The sequence below is a fragment of the Faecalibacillus intestinalis genome (genome assembly GCF_015097455.1).
Lineage (GTDB): Bacteria > Bacillota_I > Bacilli_A > Erysipelotrichales > Coprobacillaceae > Faecalibacillus > Faecalibacillus intestinalis.
The window spans coordinates 2,375,613-2,389,520 of the sequence record NZ_AP024085.1; the positions used below are offsets into that span (position 1 = coordinate 2,375,613).

Annotated in this window: 14 protein-coding genes and 1 riboswitch; of the genes, 3 read left to right on the forward strand and 11 right to left on the reverse strand. The window is 32.7% G+C overall.

The genetic code is table 11. The annotated features are described in order from the left end of the window. Positions 1–151 precede the first annotated feature (151 nt). The 3 genes from Fi14EGH31_RS12640 to Fi14EGH31_RS12650 all read right to left on the reverse strand — a co-directional run bounded on the left by Fi14EGH31_RS12640 (position 152) and on the right by Fi14EGH31_RS12650 (position 2,765). Positions 152–1,345, reverse strand: coding sequence for a site-specific integrase (locus Fi14EGH31_RS12640; RefSeq protein ID WP_009242235.1), 1,194 nt, complete (start codon positions 1,343–1,345; stop codon positions 152–154). A 78-nt stretch (positions 1,346–1,423) separates the two neighbouring features. Beyond that, positions 1,424–1,630 (reverse strand): excisionase, encoded by a 207-nt coding sequence (locus Fi14EGH31_RS12645; protein WP_005336079.1) that lies wholly within the window; start codon positions 1,628–1,630, stop codon positions 1,424–1,426. Further along, positions 1,623–2,765: an XRE family transcriptional regulator gene (locus tag Fi14EGH31_RS12650; RefSeq protein ID WP_004610987.1), complete on the reverse strand. Its 1,143-nt coding sequence runs from the start codon at positions 2,763–2,765 to the stop codon at positions 1,623–1,625. Before Fi14EGH31_RS12650 ends, Fi14EGH31_RS12645 begins: the two co-directional genes overlap by 8 nt. 511 nt (positions 2,766–3,276) lie before the next feature. Between Fi14EGH31_RS12650 and Fi14EGH31_RS12655 the strand changes: the two genes are divergently transcribed. Both Fi14EGH31_RS12655 and Fi14EGH31_RS12660 read left to right on the forward strand, forming a co-directional pair. After that, positions 3,277–3,912: a helix-turn-helix domain-containing protein gene (locus tag Fi14EGH31_RS12655; protein WP_004610984.1), complete on the forward strand. Its 636-nt coding sequence runs from the start codon at positions 3,277–3,279 to the stop codon at positions 3,910–3,912. Positions 3,913–4,338: 426 nt separating this feature from the next. Continuing rightward, positions 4,339–6,450, forward strand: a complete 2,112-nt coding sequence (locus Fi14EGH31_RS12660; RefSeq protein ID WP_009242237.1) for an immunoglobulin-like domain-containing protein — start codon at positions 4,339–4,341, stop codon at positions 6,448–6,450. 183 nt (positions 6,451–6,633) lie between these two features. On the opposite strand, the gene Fi14EGH31_RS12665 is transcribed toward Fi14EGH31_RS12660, so the two are convergent. From Fi14EGH31_RS12665 to Fi14EGH31_RS12675, 3 genes are all read right to left on the reverse strand, one after another. Beyond that, the gene (locus Fi14EGH31_RS12665; RefSeq protein WP_200764894.1) at positions 6,634–7,128 is read right to left on the reverse strand and encodes an AEC family transporter; all 495 of its coding nucleotides are present in this window, start codon (positions 7,126–7,128) and stop codon (positions 6,634–6,636) included. A gap of 169 nt (positions 7,129–7,297) precedes the next feature. After that, positions 7,298–7,975, reverse strand: coding sequence for a Pr6Pr family membrane protein (locus Fi14EGH31_RS12670; RefSeq protein WP_117346361.1), 678 nt, complete (start codon positions 7,973–7,975; stop codon positions 7,298–7,300). Between the two features lie 51 nt (positions 7,976–8,026). Next, entirely contained in the window at positions 8,027–9,523 is a 1,497-nt protein-coding gene (locus Fi14EGH31_RS12675; protein WP_117829046.1) for a Na+/H+ antiporter NhaC family protein, read from the reverse strand. Between the two features lie 48 nt (positions 9,524–9,571). Then, positions 9,572–9,740: riboswitch (Lysine riboswitch) on the reverse strand. Positions 9,741–9,845: 105 nt separating this feature from the next. Between Fi14EGH31_RS12675 and Fi14EGH31_RS12680 the strand changes: the two genes are divergently transcribed. Beyond that, entirely contained in the window at positions 9,846–10,862 is a 1,017-nt protein-coding gene (locus tag Fi14EGH31_RS12680; RefSeq protein WP_118348092.1) for a M42 family metallopeptidase, read from the forward strand. Positions 10,863–10,886: 24 nt separating this feature from the next. Here the strand turns inward: Fi14EGH31_RS12680 and Fi14EGH31_RS12685 are convergent, their stop codons facing one another. The 5 genes from Fi14EGH31_RS12685 to Fi14EGH31_RS12705 all read right to left on the reverse strand — a co-directional run bounded on the left by Fi14EGH31_RS12685 (position 10,887) and on the right by Fi14EGH31_RS12705 (position 13,867). Continuing rightward, positions 10,887–11,510: a pentapeptide repeat-containing protein gene (locus Fi14EGH31_RS12685; protein WP_022002322.1), complete on the reverse strand. Its 624-nt coding sequence runs from the start codon at positions 11,508–11,510 to the stop codon at positions 10,887–10,889. Beyond that, positions 11,507–12,010: a GNAT family N-acetyltransferase gene (locus Fi14EGH31_RS12690; RefSeq protein ID WP_107030246.1), complete on the reverse strand. Its 504-nt coding sequence runs from the start codon at positions 12,008–12,010 to the stop codon at positions 11,507–11,509. Before Fi14EGH31_RS12690 ends, Fi14EGH31_RS12685 begins: the two co-directional genes overlap by 4 nt. A 28-nt stretch (positions 12,011–12,038) precedes the next feature. Beyond that, positions 12,039–12,854, reverse strand: coding sequence for a Cof-type HAD-IIB family hydrolase (locus tag Fi14EGH31_RS12695; protein ID WP_200764895.1), 816 nt, complete (start codon positions 12,852–12,854; stop codon positions 12,039–12,041). Positions 12,855–12,984: 130 nt separating this feature from the next. Further along, a complete protein-coding gene (locus tag Fi14EGH31_RS12700) occupies positions 12,985–13,476 on the reverse strand; it encodes an HD domain-containing protein (RefSeq protein WP_022002325.1) in 492 nt (163 codons plus the stop codon). Beyond that, entirely contained in the window at positions 13,469–13,867 is a 399-nt protein-coding gene (locus tag Fi14EGH31_RS12705) for a C-GCAxxG-C-C family protein (protein WP_022002326.1), read from the reverse strand. Before Fi14EGH31_RS12705 ends, Fi14EGH31_RS12700 begins: the two co-directional genes overlap by 8 nt. Positions 13,868–13,908: the final 41 nt, after the last annotated feature.

The window sequence follows — 13,908 nt, forward strand, 5'->3', positions numbered from 1 at the left end:
TTTGACTATCTTTTTATATCTCCTTAAATGTCCGCAAAGCCTTATTTTATAGGCTCTACGGGCATTTTGCTTTTGTGGTAAACCTCACATATCTAGGTCTATCTTCTTATATTTTCGCTATCAAGCGTGGTTAAAATCGTGGTAAATACTTCTATGCGATTAGACGCTGAACCTCTGATTTTGCGGTATCTATGGACGCATGAGCGTACCAGTTCATTGTGATACTAATGTTTGAATGTCCCATGATATACTGTAAATCTTTTGGGTTCATGTTCTTGCTTGCCAGTCTTGTGCAGAATGTATGGCGTAGCGTATGCGGTGTGATATGTGGCAAGGGATTGTCCTTGTGGTGCTTGTTATATTTCTTTACCATACGGACAAATAAGGCGTTGTAATCAATCGCAACTTTGGGCTTGCCTTTATGATTGACAAATAAGAAATTGCTCTGTCCGTCTATCACAAATGGTTCTGCCTTTGGGCGTTTCTTCATAACCCGTTGAAATGCCTGTATTGTTTCTCTACTTAATGGCACTTGTCTTATTCCGCTTTTCGTCTTAGGCGTTTCAATATAATAGCCCTGTTCCTTGCTCTTTAGTAACTGGTGGTCGATAATTACAACTTCATTCTTGAAATCAATATCAGCTACTGTCAGTCCGCACAGTTCCGAGATACGAAGTCCAGTCTTTAACAGTATCAGCACATCATCATAATGCTTGTGATACACATTGTCTGTCTTGATAAATGAGAGTAAGGCTTGTTCCTGTTCCTCTGTCAATGCGACTTTCTCTTTGGTATCATTTTCTAGGACTTCACTTAACTTAAAATCAAAAGGGTTCTTCCTTACACAATCGTCTTGTATGGCGATATAGAATGACGCTTTTAACGAGCGTTTATGGTTGTTAATGGTGTTATAGGAAAAGCCTTTATCTTTCATGCGTAACGCCCATTCCTTAGCGTCAGAGGGTTTTATCGTATCAATGCTCCTAGCACCCAACTTGTCCTCTTTCAATAACCGCATGAGTTGTTCCCGTTGTTTCTGTGTACTTTTCTTCACATTTGCTCTCTGTGCGTTCTGTTTGGCATAAAGTTGGCAAAGTGTCATTTTCTTGCCTGTGCTGTCGATACCGTCCTCAATATCCCGTCTTATCTGCTGTTCCAGTTCACGAAGTGAGGGTTTTTCCCGTTTTTCCTTTGGTGTCGGGTCTGTGGGTGTCAATCTCCAAGCATACACATATTTTGTGTTTCCAAATGCGTCTACATATTTATATAAGTATTTCCCGTCTGTTCGTTGGCTCTCTCCAGTATGCAGGATACGTCCTTTACTATCCCGTCTTTTTTCTTTCATGGTGTCTGCTCCTTTCCTTGTTGGAAAGAGCCTTGATATGACTTGTGTTCATCATAACACATACAAGGCTCATTTGCATTAGATTGCGTCCAATTTGTCAATAACCTGTTCAAACTGTCGGCGTTTAATCTGTATGCGGTTGCCATTCATAATGAGCCAGCCAGCGCCCTTGTTTTCCTCTGCCAAGCGTCTTAACTTGTTTTCTCCGATACGGAAATACTTTGACGCTTCTTCAATGGTAAGGGTATATTTTTCCCATACGGGAATATCCTGTGCATTACTCATAAAACACCCCCTCACTTTCGATTACATCTGCTATATCCGTACACATCTGTTCTACAAGCATTTCCTGTTTTTCGGAAAGGTGGGTACATTCATCAATCATTTTCATGTAGTTTGAGCCTGTCAGCCTGTCGATTTCCTCTATCATCACGATTGACGGCATGACCTGTCTTTCCAGCCATTGCAGAGTGCGTTCCATATTGACAGGTACGGGGTTCATTTCAAAAGGTAAACTGTCATGGGAAATGAATATCTCCCACAGCGGATAATCGGGAAATTGCACAAAATCAGTAATAAGGTAAAACACCAACCCATGAGGGTTATATGTCAATAACAATTCCTCAACTGCCTGTACTGCCTTTTTATCACGCAGACGAATTTCAAAACGGTTGATAATATCCGTATGTTTCTTTTTGGTTGCCTGTTCCTTTTGTTTTTCATACAGGCAGAAATATTTTGTGCTTGCCTTTGAGCCGATATAAAGGGTACTTGCTAAATTACGGTTTTTTCCGCTTAGTTTTCCACCTTGTACATTTTCATAGTTTTTACAGCGACAATCCGCACCGCCATTTTTGTATTTTTCAGACAAAACGGGAATATCCAGCAGACCGCACATATCATTGATTGCCAAGTCAAAACGTCGGATAACACCGCCACAGTCAAGACAGCGGTTTAAAAATGAATACCAATCCCTGTTCTGTGCCTGTAAGACATATTCCATGTTGCGTGAGCCTGCCCCTTTTAATTCTAAAAATACACCCATGTGTTCATCATCAGAAGCCATGACCTTGATTTCCCCGTAGGCATAATGCTCCTTATAGCCATAATACCCATAGTCATAATGGATAAAATAGTCCGCTTTCATGCCAAGCACCTTTCGGATAACTTCTAATGCGTCAGTCGTTGGAAAACGGACAGACAGATAATCAACGAGCAGATAAAAAGGCTTATCACAGACATAGTAATTCAGACAACGCAGGATAATGTTCTGTGTTTCTTTACTTGCGTTGGCTTTTCCGTTCTCAAAGCGGTTGATACTATATCTTGATACATGGGTAAGACTTGCAAGTTCTCCTTGTGAAAGACCGCTTGCAAGACGTTTGTTCTTCATTTCAAGTGCAAATTCTAAATTGTTCATTGTATTCCTCCAATCCCACAACAGCCTTGAAATACCTGTAAACCACTATTCAAAAGAATGTGAAATTACTATCTTCTTAAAACTTCTCATTACTACTCACAGGTTTGGGGTTGTATGGTTTTTGACTTGTCTTTTGTGAAATAGTGCCCCCCTGTTAGATAACGGGGGCACAGTCAAGGCTCGCAGGCTCGCCAGCCGACAAAGCATTTCTTCCCCTTGACACAAGGTGTCATGGCGGTAAGCCTGAGAGGCTTCCGCCACCGTGTCAGAAATACTTTGTCAGCAAGTCCTGTTTTGCCTTTTCTAACAAGTTCCATTTCAACCAATATTCATATCTACGGGTTTAATCAGATGGGTATTTCTTTTTGAATGTTTTTGTATTTCATTCTATTGTGCTTATTCACTCACAATAGCATAGTAATTCTTATATGCTTATTTGTCAATATCTTTTTTTGTCTTTACAAATCATATTAAGCATGATAGACTTATAACAGTGAAGATATAACGAGATATGGAGGGTTGTGCAATGAAAATAAGCCATTTAGGAAATAATATACAGACCATAAGAAAATTTAGGGGAATGAAACAACAGGAACTTGCGGACAAAATCGGTATCAATATGCAGAGCCTTTCCAAGATTGAAAGAGGGTTGAACTATCCTGCTTATGAAACGCTGGAAAAGATAATGGAAGTGCTGGACGTAACGCCGAATGAATTATTATCGGGAGAATGGAAGTATGTCAATCAGTCTGAAAAAGAAGTCTGTCAGTTTTTAAGAACAGAAGAACGTCTAAATGCAGAACTGAAACACGGACACTATGATAACTTCTTTGACAGCGAGGAAGAATGGCTGGAATATGAGTTGGAAAAGTTACGGGAATACATTACAGACTATATCAACGGGAAAAGCATTGAAGCGTCCGACCTTTACCCAATCAAAGAATTTATCCAGCATTTGAAGTTTCAAAAATTACTAGACCGCTATGATGATTTATACAGTATGGATATGTTTGGGGAAAGCATAGAGGGACATAAATATAGGACACCTTATCAAGTCGTGAAAATGATAAATCCGAACTCAAAAGAGGATATGGAACTGTTACGGGAAGTATTAAGGAATAACCATTTTGATGATGAGGACGAGTAATCTTTTTCCTCTTGCGAGAAGATACAGCAAACAAAAAGCCCGATCAAGAGTGCAAAGCACCACCAATGGTGGCAAGCTCTTGACAGGGCTTTTTCTTTTCTGTTGTGGGTACTCAAGAGGAAAAAAGGAAAAGTGTGATGTCTCAATTTTTTTATCTTGCACGCATAAAAAGATTGAAAGAGGTGTTTGTTTCCAGTATAATGTTTTTTGTATAGAAGCAAGGATTGAATTTTTTTGAAAGAAAGGGTTGACAGTCATGTTCACACATTGTTACGCTTGCGACAGACAGACAGACAGACAAGTAAATTCTGCCCTTTTTTCAATTCTATCAATAATAAACAGAACGCACAGATTATCCAGTTATAAGGGGGAGTTTGTGCGTTTTTCTATGCAAAGAATTTATGAAAAATAAGGAGTGAACAAACTATGAAGAAAAAACAAGTCCTTGCAGTAAGTTCCGCATTGATGATTGGAACAACAACTGCACTTACAGGGCTTCCTACTCCTGTCATGGCACAGGAAAACACAGAAGTTGTGCAGGAAGCCGTTGTAGAAGAAAACAAGACAGAGCAAGTTCCTGTGGAACAGAAAACAGAAAACGCAGAAGTACAAGAGAATATAACAGACAAGGAACAGGAAGAAACTGCTGAAAATGCAGAAACTTTAAAAGAAGAAAGTGCAAAACAGGAAACACCTGCAACACCAGAAAAAGAAGTGGTTACCGAAGATAAGACCGTTGAAGCAAGCAAAAATACAGAAGTAAAAGCTGGAAGCATTGCTATTGATGAAACACATTTTCCAGACAAAGTATTTAGAGAACAAATCATTGCAGAATTTGATAAAGACGGCGATAGTGTGTTATCTGTTGATGAAATATCAAAAGCCCAATTCTTAAACTTACATGGTATGAAAACGATATCTTCATTAGAGGGTATTCAATATCTAACAAATTTGCAGTCTTTAGATGTTTCTACGACTTCTGTTTCAGACTTAAGTCCGGTTAAAAACTCATCTTTAAAAAGATTAGATTGTCGTTCTTCAAAAGTAGGAAGCGTTGATTTAACACGTTATCCGAATTTGGAAGCTTTCGTTTGCGATAATACATCAATTAACAGTCTTGATGTATCTAAGAATGAAAAATTGAATACGTTATTTGCAGATAGTACCTCTATTTCCAATTTAGATGTAACAAACAATCCTAACTTAGAACAACTATCTTGTAGCAATACAGGATTAATGGAACTTGATGTCACACATAATCCGCAATTAGTCACTTTAGATATAGGAGATACAAAAGTAAAAACACTTGATATAAGTAAGAACCCTAATTTGAAACAACTATCATGTTATATGACAAATATAGCTGAATTAGATGTAACAAAAAACACAAAACTGACACGCCTTTTTTGTCATGATACAACTATTAAAAAATTAGATTTAAGCAATAATTTAGAACTTGAAATGCTACGTTGCGGTGAAATTTTTGAACAAGGGATAAGAGGTCTTGATATAAGTAAAAACACAAAAATTAAAAAATTAATTTGCGATGATTTATACTGGTTAAATGTCGGAGAGAATAAAGTTCTTGAAAATAATCATGCTTTTGTAGGCAACGGTTATATTGATATCAAAGGAAATAAAATCGACTTAAAAAAAGATGTTGAACAAGGAATAGATATTTCAAAAGTAAAAGTTACTGCAAATGGAACTTTAGACAAAGATACGGGGATTATAACGGTAGATGATGTAAAAAAACCAGTTACTTATGAGTATGATTGCGGTACTTATAAAGACGGAAACGTCGTTTTAAAAGTGGAATTATCGTTAAACTCACAAGGAGAAGACAATACAGCACCAACTATTTCTGCAAATGATGTTACATTGAATGTAGGCGATACTTTCGACCCATTGGCAAATGTAACAGCAACAGATAAAGAGGACGGAACTATCACTTTGACAAAAGATAATATTGTTGCAAATGATGTAGATACTTCTAAGGCTGGTACTTACCATGTGACTTATAAAGTAACAGATAAAAACGGAGCTTCTGCTAAAAAAACGATTACTGTAACTGTGAAACAAAATACAGGCGACCTTAACTCTGCTCCAATCATTTCAGCAAATGATGTTACATTGAATGTAGGCGATACGTTCGACCCATTGGTAAATGCGACAGCAACAGATAAAGAGGACGGAACGATTATTTTAACAAAAGATAACATTATTGCAAATGATGTAGATACTTCTAAGGCTGGCACTTATCATGTAACTTTCCGTGTAGTAGATAAAAATGGTGCAATTACTGAAAAAACAATTACAGTTACCGTAAAAGAAAAAGCAACAAATAAACCTGTAAGTCCACAACAGCCACAGAAACCGAGCAAGCCAACTACTCCAACAAAGCCTAGCGGACAAAAGAACCCTGTAAAAACAGGTGATATGACAAACGTAGGATTGTTTACTTCTATGTTTGCTGGTTCAACCGGTGTATTAGCTGTTTTATTCGGTAAAAAACGTAAAAGAAATAAGAACAATTAACAAAATGTATAATAACAATCAATAGCGACTAATGATTTTCATGTAAAAGGACACCAAACTATACGGTGTCCTTTTCAAATTCTTACGTCATATCAAGGCTCATTCAATCGTGGTAAATTCGTGGTAAAATGAGTGCTTTCCTATATTTCAAAATGCTTGAAAGTATAGTGTTTATGCGGATAATCAAAAATCAGATATAAAATTTAAAATAAATTCACTATCGTCTCCTTTTGTTAGACACATAATAGCGTATGTATACACAAAAAAGTTAAAAGCCATATGAATAAGTGATGCATAGAAAACAGCTTCTTGTCCAAAAACATCTAATAAAACAGGATATCCCATAAATCCTGTATTCGCAAAAACGACCATACATTCATAAACAGGCCAATCTTTTTTAGGAAATGGAAAGATTCGATTAATGATTTTCCCTAAAATAATAAAACCGATATACATTAAAATACCTGCACTTATCATTAAAAAGACAATACTTTTATTACTTCCTTCAACCCCCGCAATAGAACTAATAATCAACATTGGTGAAGCAACATTGACAATTAAAGCTGATATTTTTTTATTTGTATATTCATCAAAAATATGACATTTAAATAAAACAAATCCTAAAATAAGTAATAAAAACAATTTTAACATTGTTTGAAAGACAACCATGATATCCATAAATTTCCCCCTCTATAAATCCTTACTATCTTATCACAATTCAATTTTTTCTTTTGTTTTTTTCAAAAAACTAAAATAATATCATTTTTGCCTGTGTATCATAACAAAAAAATTGTAATAAAAGGGGTAATCCCAAATTATTACAATCTTTTAATTATTCTAACAAAGATTAATATAAATCTTTCTTTGTTCTCTTTAATTTTAAAAATAAAGTACCTAAACCAATAAAAATAATTAATAAAACAACAATCATATAGAAAGTTCCAATACCTAATGTTTTTGAACCTAATAAAGATAAATCAAATCCAAACCATCCTGTTGGTGCACCATAATTTAAAAAATTATAAGGAGCCAACATATCACCATACCATCTTATATGAAAAACATGTCCTAAAACAATCACATAACCTACATAAACAAGTGGTGGTACTACTGAATAATAAACATGTTTTTCATCTGGTCTATAGTGTTCACTAAATAATAGAAAATCAATAATAGCAAGAACTGGTGTAATAAAATGTACACATAAACTTCCTGCTCCATTATTTAAATAGGCACCAATAAATCCTTGACTATTCGTTGGTGCAAGTAACAACATATAAACAAAGAACGTTAATGTAATGGAAATCGTTGCCATAAATTTAATAAGGTACATCCCTTGTGGTATATATTTTGCTTTTTTTAGATCATAAATAATGAAAATCACTAACATAATATCTATAAAGATATTGGATAAATTCGTAAAATACGTAAAAAACATCCAATGATCTAATGATTGTAACATTCCATAAAGAGATGCGACTACTGCAATGATTTTCATTATTAAAGATATCTTACTCTTTTTCATTTTTATCACCCGCAACACTATACCACAATATATTTTGATGTTCAAATGTTTTTATGAACTCTTTTTTTGATAAAGACGAATTACAAAAATAATGATGCATAATGAAACAAAAGCAACAAATAGTGTTAATAATACATTTTGTGTAAATCCAGCAACAAGATATCCTATAAAACAAGCACTTGCGACAACTAAGGCATATGGAATTTGAGTGGTTACATGATAAAGATGATTACACTTTGCCCCTGTAGAAGCCATAATTGTCGTATCTGAAATAGGTGAAATATGATCACCACAAACGGCACCTGCAAGAATGGAAGCAATGGAAATCACCAACATTGTTGATCCTTCTGGAAATAAAGAAGTTGCCATCGGAATCAAAATACCAAAAGTTCCCCAAGATGTCCCTGTTGAAAAAGAAAGACCTGCCCCAACAATAAATAAACATGCTGGTAAAATAGCTGTTGAAATAGAAGCAGATTGTAACGTATTATAAACAAATGCTCCTGCTTGTAACTGATTAGAAACTAAATCTCCTAAAGACCATGCAAGAACCAAAATCAAAATAGACGGAACCATTGCTTTAAAACCTTCAGGAATACATTCTACAAATTCATTATAAGAAATAATTTTTCTTGGAATATATAAAATAAAGACAAAGATCAAAGTAACAAATGTACCATAAACAAGCCCTCTTGAAGCATCACATTGACTAAAAGCAGTAATTAAATCTTTTCCATCAAAGAATCCTCCAGTATAAATCATTCCAATAATACAACTCATAATTAAAACAATAACGGGTAAAATCAAATCTAGAACTTTCCCCTTTTGATTATAAGAAATTTCTTCATTTGTCTGATAAGAATCATCCCCAAAACAAACATCGCCATTTTGAGCAGCTAATTCATGTTTTTTCATCTTTCCAAAATGAAACTCACTGCCAATAACATAACAAACCATGACAATTGTTAAAAGAGCATAAAGATTAAAAGGAATTGTATTTAAAAACAATTGAAAACCATCCCCTGAGGTATAACCACTTACAGCTGCAGCCCATGATGAAATAGGTGCAATAATACAAACAGGTGCTGCCGTACTATCAATAATATAGGCAAGCATTGCTCTTGAAACTTTAAATTCATCTGTAATTTCACGCATAACACTTCCAACTGTTAAACAGTTAAAGTAATCATCAACAAAGATAACAACGCCTAAAATAAAAGTAGAAAACAAAGATTGTTTAGAAGATTTCATCTTCTTTTTAGCCCATTTTCCATAAGCTTGACTTCCTCCACTTTTAGTCATTAAAGTTACAATAATTCCTAACATTACTAAAAATATTAAAATTCCAATATTAGAAGGTTTACTTAAACAATTAACAACTGTATCAAACAATAAATTTAAACTTTCAACAAGATGAAAATTTGTCAGTAATAAAGTCCCTGAAACAACTCCAATGAGTAATGAAATATAAACTTCTTTTGTTTTTAAAGCAAAAATAATTGCGATTACAGGCGGTAATAAAGCCCATATTGTCTTTACATAATTCATTCTTTTCCTCCATAAAAAAAGTACCTTGAGAATATCAAAGTACTTTACATACAAGATAGCTCTCCACTAAAAAGTGACAAGAAATTATATATTTTATAATTTCCCAGATAAATAACATTTGGTGCTGTTATTTTCTTCGGCACGTTTCCCTTTCATTGTTGACTGTCACCAAACATTATCAACAATTACTCTTGATTCATGCACCTCTACCAATTCTTCTATTTTGTCTTTTCAAGAATAACAAAGTCCAACATACTTGTCAATTAAAATGTATAAAAATAGATACAATTTAATATGTTATAATACCTATGGAGGAATTGATATGAATAAATATATATTAGATTTTTTAAAGGATATTATGGCAATAGATAGCCCTTCTGGCTATAGTAAGAAAGTAATTCACTATTGTCAAAAAGAAGCTGAAAAGTTAGGTTTTCAAACAAAGAAAACGCATAAAGGAAATCTTGAAATTTATGTTGAAGGTCAAGATGATTATACGATTGGTTTTTGTGGACATGTTGATACTTTAGGATTAATGGTAAGAAGTATTAAAAGTGATGGTACATTAGCTTTTACAAATGTTGGTGGTCCAATTATTCCTACATTGGATGGTGAATATTGTCGTATTCATACAAGAGATGGTCAATGTTATACAGGAACAATTCTTTCTAATTATCCTGCTGTTCATGTTTATAAAGATGCTAAAAGTGCACCAAGAGGTTGTGAAAATATGCATGTAAGAATTGATGAAGTAGTTAAAAATAAAGAAGATGTACAAGCTTTAGGTATTCAAAATGGTGATTATATTGCTTATGATCCTAAAACTGAAATTACAGAATCTGGTTTTATTAAATCACGTTTTTTAGATGATAAAATATCTGTCGCTATTTTATTTGGAATGCTTAAGCATTTAGCTAATAATCATATTAAACCCAAACATAATCTCATTATTATTATTTCTACTTATGAAGAAGTAGGACACGGAAGTAGTTATATTCATCCTAATATTGATGAATTGATTGCTGTAGATATGGGGTGTATTGGTGAAGATTTAGCTTGTAGTGAATATGATGTCAGTATTTGTGCTAAAGATGGTAGTGGACCTTATGATTATGATTTAACTTCTAAACTCATTGAACTTGCAAGTACACATCAGTTACAATACGCTATTGATATTTATCCTTATTACAGCAGTGATGTTTCAGCCGCTTTACGTGGTGGTCAAAATATTAAAGGCGCTTTAATTGGCCCAGGTGTAGCAGCTAGTCATGGTATGGAAAGAACACATCTTCAAGCTGTAGAAAATACTTTAAAATTATTACTTGCTTATATAGCATAAAAATGTTGCCAAATGACAACATTTTTATTTTACTTTAACACCAAGGATCCCTATTAAATCTACAGCTTGAAAATCATTAATAATCAATCCTTTTAAACTTGCTAGATCAAACATTGCCCCTTGTATTTGACATGTAGATAAATCTAATCCTTTATGATGTAATGAAGCAAGTTCACTTTGTATTAAATTTGTTTCATTAAATTGTATTTTTTTAAAGTTTGCATCATAAAATGATGCTTCTTGTAAATCACAATGATCAAACATAACATTTAACAATTGACTTGATGATAAATTACTATAACGTCCCTGACAATGATCAAATAAAACATCTTTTAAATTTGTTTCAATAAAAGAAGTTCCTGTTAATTTACAGTTTTTAAATTGTACACGATTTAAATATTGATGATCAAAATTTTGATTTGATAGATCACATTTATCAAAAGTAACATCTATTAAATCAAGATGCTTTAATGAAACTTTAGTAAAATCAATATTTTCAAAGAGACAACCATCAAAAGTTAAATCTTGAATTATTGTTCTTTGTTGAATATTTTGATCAATATGAACATCTTGAAATTTCATTTTTTTTAAACATTCTTCAAAACTTGTTTTTTCTATATAGGATAGTTTAGGTGCAACTAACTTCATTTTTTCTCCTTCTTTAAGGAATCCCAAAAATTCCAAAATTCTTTTTTTTGAACAATTCCATTTTTACTTAAAATAACATAATCTTCTCCTTGCCAAGTATAAAAGACATCTGTTTCTTTAAAATCATTTTTTAAATAAAATTGTTTTCTTTTTATTCTTTGTTCTTTATTAGAAGTATCTTTAATTTTTTCAATATCTACAATAATCTTTTTAGAATCATATTGTTTTGCTAGATCATTAAGAATATAGCTTCCTATACCTTGATCACGATATTCTTTTTTTACAGCAAGATATAAAATATGCGCTATTTGACTTTGAATACATAAAATAGCAAAACCTACAAGTTGATTTTCTTGATAATAACCATAAATAGCGCCTAAATGTAATTCATCAAATAATCGAGTTAAATCCATTTGTTCATTTTTTGGAAATGCTTGTTGATAAAGGGTATACATTTCTTCTATTTCTGTGCTATGAAAAGCGATTTGTTTTTTTATCATTTTAAAAAACTCTTAATTTCTTAAGAGTTTAAATAAGTCCTTTTTCTTCTAATTGTTTTAAACAATAAGCAATTCCATTATCATTGTTAGATAAAGTAATGTAGTTTGCTCTTTCTTTTACTTCATCTACAGCATTTTCCATAGCAACACCATATCCACAATATTCAATTAATGATAAATCATTATAACCATCACCAAAAGCAACTGTTTCTTCTTGTTTAATTCCTAATTTCTTACATAAAACATCTAAAGAAGCTGCTTTATCAATACCATTAGCCATACATTCAATAAAATAAGGATCACTTCTATAAATAGACATCTTTCCTTCATATGGAGCTTTGAATTCATCTAGAATTTGAGCAACATATGCTGGTTCTCCAGTAATTAATACTTTATTGACATCAAAGTTTACTTCTTTTTTAAAATCTTGTACATGTTTTATATTCATTTTTGTTGTAAAGCTTTCTAATTGAATCCAATGATTTCCTATATCTTCTGTAATGATTTCAGTTGCATTGTATGTAAGCGGAGATAAACCAAAGGCTTTTGCTCGATCATACATTTCATGTGCTATTTCACTTGATAATGTTTGTTCATAGACAACTTCATTTGTTTTATAATCTAATACTCTTGCTCCATTGAAAGATAATAAATATCCTCCTACTTGATCTAAAGTTAATTCTTTTGCTTCTTTAAAGATACCAGCTGTTGGTCTTCCAGAAGCTAAAACAATAATAACACCTTTTTGTGCTAATTTAATAAGTTCTTGTTTTGTTTCTTCTAAAATATTTTTATTTTTATCTGTTAATGTTCCATCTAAATCTAATGCTATTAATTTATACATTTTTCTACCTACCTTTGCGACTATTATAACAAAGCCTTTATAAAAAACAAAATTATTTCTTAAAAAGAAAAAACAATGTTTTCACATTGCTTTTTCACGCCCCTGCCAAGGACTTTCATTATAACATATTTTATAATTCAAAAATATGATTTAATAGTTCTATTCCTGTTTTTGTTTTAAAAACATTCTTTTTCATTTTTTCGATAGCTTCTTTAGTTAAATTCGATTCATCACCATTTACTAAAAAGTCAGCTTCTAATAAAATTTGATAATCTAAACCATCTACATCTTTATACGTATGATGATGTCCTACTAAATAAGCCACACGTTCAATAAAAGCTTTATCTAAAGAATAATTTTTTAAGAAATCTTTTACTAAAGCTGGTCCTTCTTGTTCTTGTAAATATCCTGCAGAATTTCCATATTTTTCACGACACATTGGACAAGCTATATCATGAACAATAGCAGCTACTTCGAGTATTTCTTGTTCTCTTTTTTCTAAATGCTCTAATTTTCCAATAAGACGTGCATATTGATGCACTTTTAAAAAATGAGCAACATCATGTTTGATTTTATTTCCTTGAGTATATAAAATCATGCCTTGTTCAATTTCTTCAATCATTTTCTTTCTCCATTTGATCAATCAGTTCAATGACTTCTTGAATCATCCCATCACAATGAGGTTTCTTTTGTCCACCATTCTTTGCATTTTCTTTAAGTAAATCTGCACAATTAATAAGTCCATGATGATTATTAGAAATTGTTTTGATAAATTGGTTCACTTTTGCTGGTGAATCAATTCCTTTTGCTCCTAAAATCATTAAACCACTGGTAATAGCACCACAGACGCTCCCACATTTCATACCACCACCAAAGTTACATCCCAAATGATTAGCAAGTTCTTTATTGATTCCTAAATCATCGGCATAAACTTCCATAATTGTTTGTGCACAATTATGAACCATGGGTGTAGCATTTCTTAATTCTTTTGCTTTTTCTACATGTTTATTCATCTTTCAAATTCCTTTTCTTTTTATATCTTTATTATAACGAA

Excerpts from the sequence above, each read along its gene's own strand:
- Fi14EGH31_RS12670 (WP_117346361.1), bottom strand. The coding sequence starts at position 7,975 with ATGAAAAAGAGTAAGATATCTTTAATAATGAAAATCATTGCAGTAGTC.
- Fi14EGH31_RS12695 (WP_200764895.1), bottom strand. The coding sequence starts at position 12,854 with ATGTATAAATTAATAGCATTAGATTTAGATGGAACATTAACAGATAAA.
- Fi14EGH31_RS12665 (WP_200764894.1), bottom strand. The coding sequence starts at position 7,128 with ATGGATATCATGGTTGTCTTTCAAACAATGTTAAAATTGTTTTTATTA.
- Fi14EGH31_RS12705 (WP_022002326.1), bottom strand. The coding sequence starts at position 13,867 with ATGAATAAACATGTAGAAAAAGCAAAAGAATTAAGAAATGCTACACCC.
- Fi14EGH31_RS12680 (WP_118348092.1), top strand. The coding sequence starts at position 9,846 with ATGAATAAATATATATTAGATTTTTTAAAGGATATTATGGCAATAGAT.
- Fi14EGH31_RS12700 (WP_022002325.1), bottom strand. The coding sequence starts at position 13,476 with ATGATTGAAGAAATTGAACAAGGCATGATTTTATATACTCAAGGAAAT.
- Fi14EGH31_RS12685 (WP_022002322.1), bottom strand. The coding sequence starts at position 11,510 with ATGAAGTTAGTTGCACCTAAACTATCCTATATAGAAAAAACAAGTTTT.
- Fi14EGH31_RS12655 (WP_004610984.1), top strand. The coding sequence starts at position 3,277 with ATGGAGGGTTGTGCAATGAAAATAAGCCATTTAGGAAATAATATACAG.
- Fi14EGH31_RS12675 (WP_117829046.1), bottom strand. The coding sequence starts at position 9,523 with ATGAATTATGTAAAGACAATATGGGCTTTATTACCGCCTGTAATCGCA.
- Fi14EGH31_RS12650 (WP_004610987.1), bottom strand. The coding sequence starts at position 2,765 with ATGAACAATTTAGAATTTGCACTTGAAATGAAGAACAAACGTCTTGCA.
- Fi14EGH31_RS12640 (WP_009242235.1), bottom strand. The coding sequence starts at position 1,345 with ATGAAAGAAAAAAGACGGGATAGTAAAGGACGTATCCTGCATACTGGA.
- Fi14EGH31_RS12690 (WP_107030246.1), bottom strand. The coding sequence starts at position 12,010 with ATGATAAAAAAACAAATCGCTTTTCATAGCACAGAAATAGAAGAAATG.
- Fi14EGH31_RS12660 (WP_009242237.1), top strand. The coding sequence starts at position 4,339 with ATGAAGAAAAAACAAGTCCTTGCAGTAAGTTCCGCATTGATGATTGGA.
- Fi14EGH31_RS12645 (WP_005336079.1), bottom strand. The coding sequence starts at position 1,630 with ATGAGTAATGCACAGGATATTCCCGTATGGGAAAAATATACCCTTACC.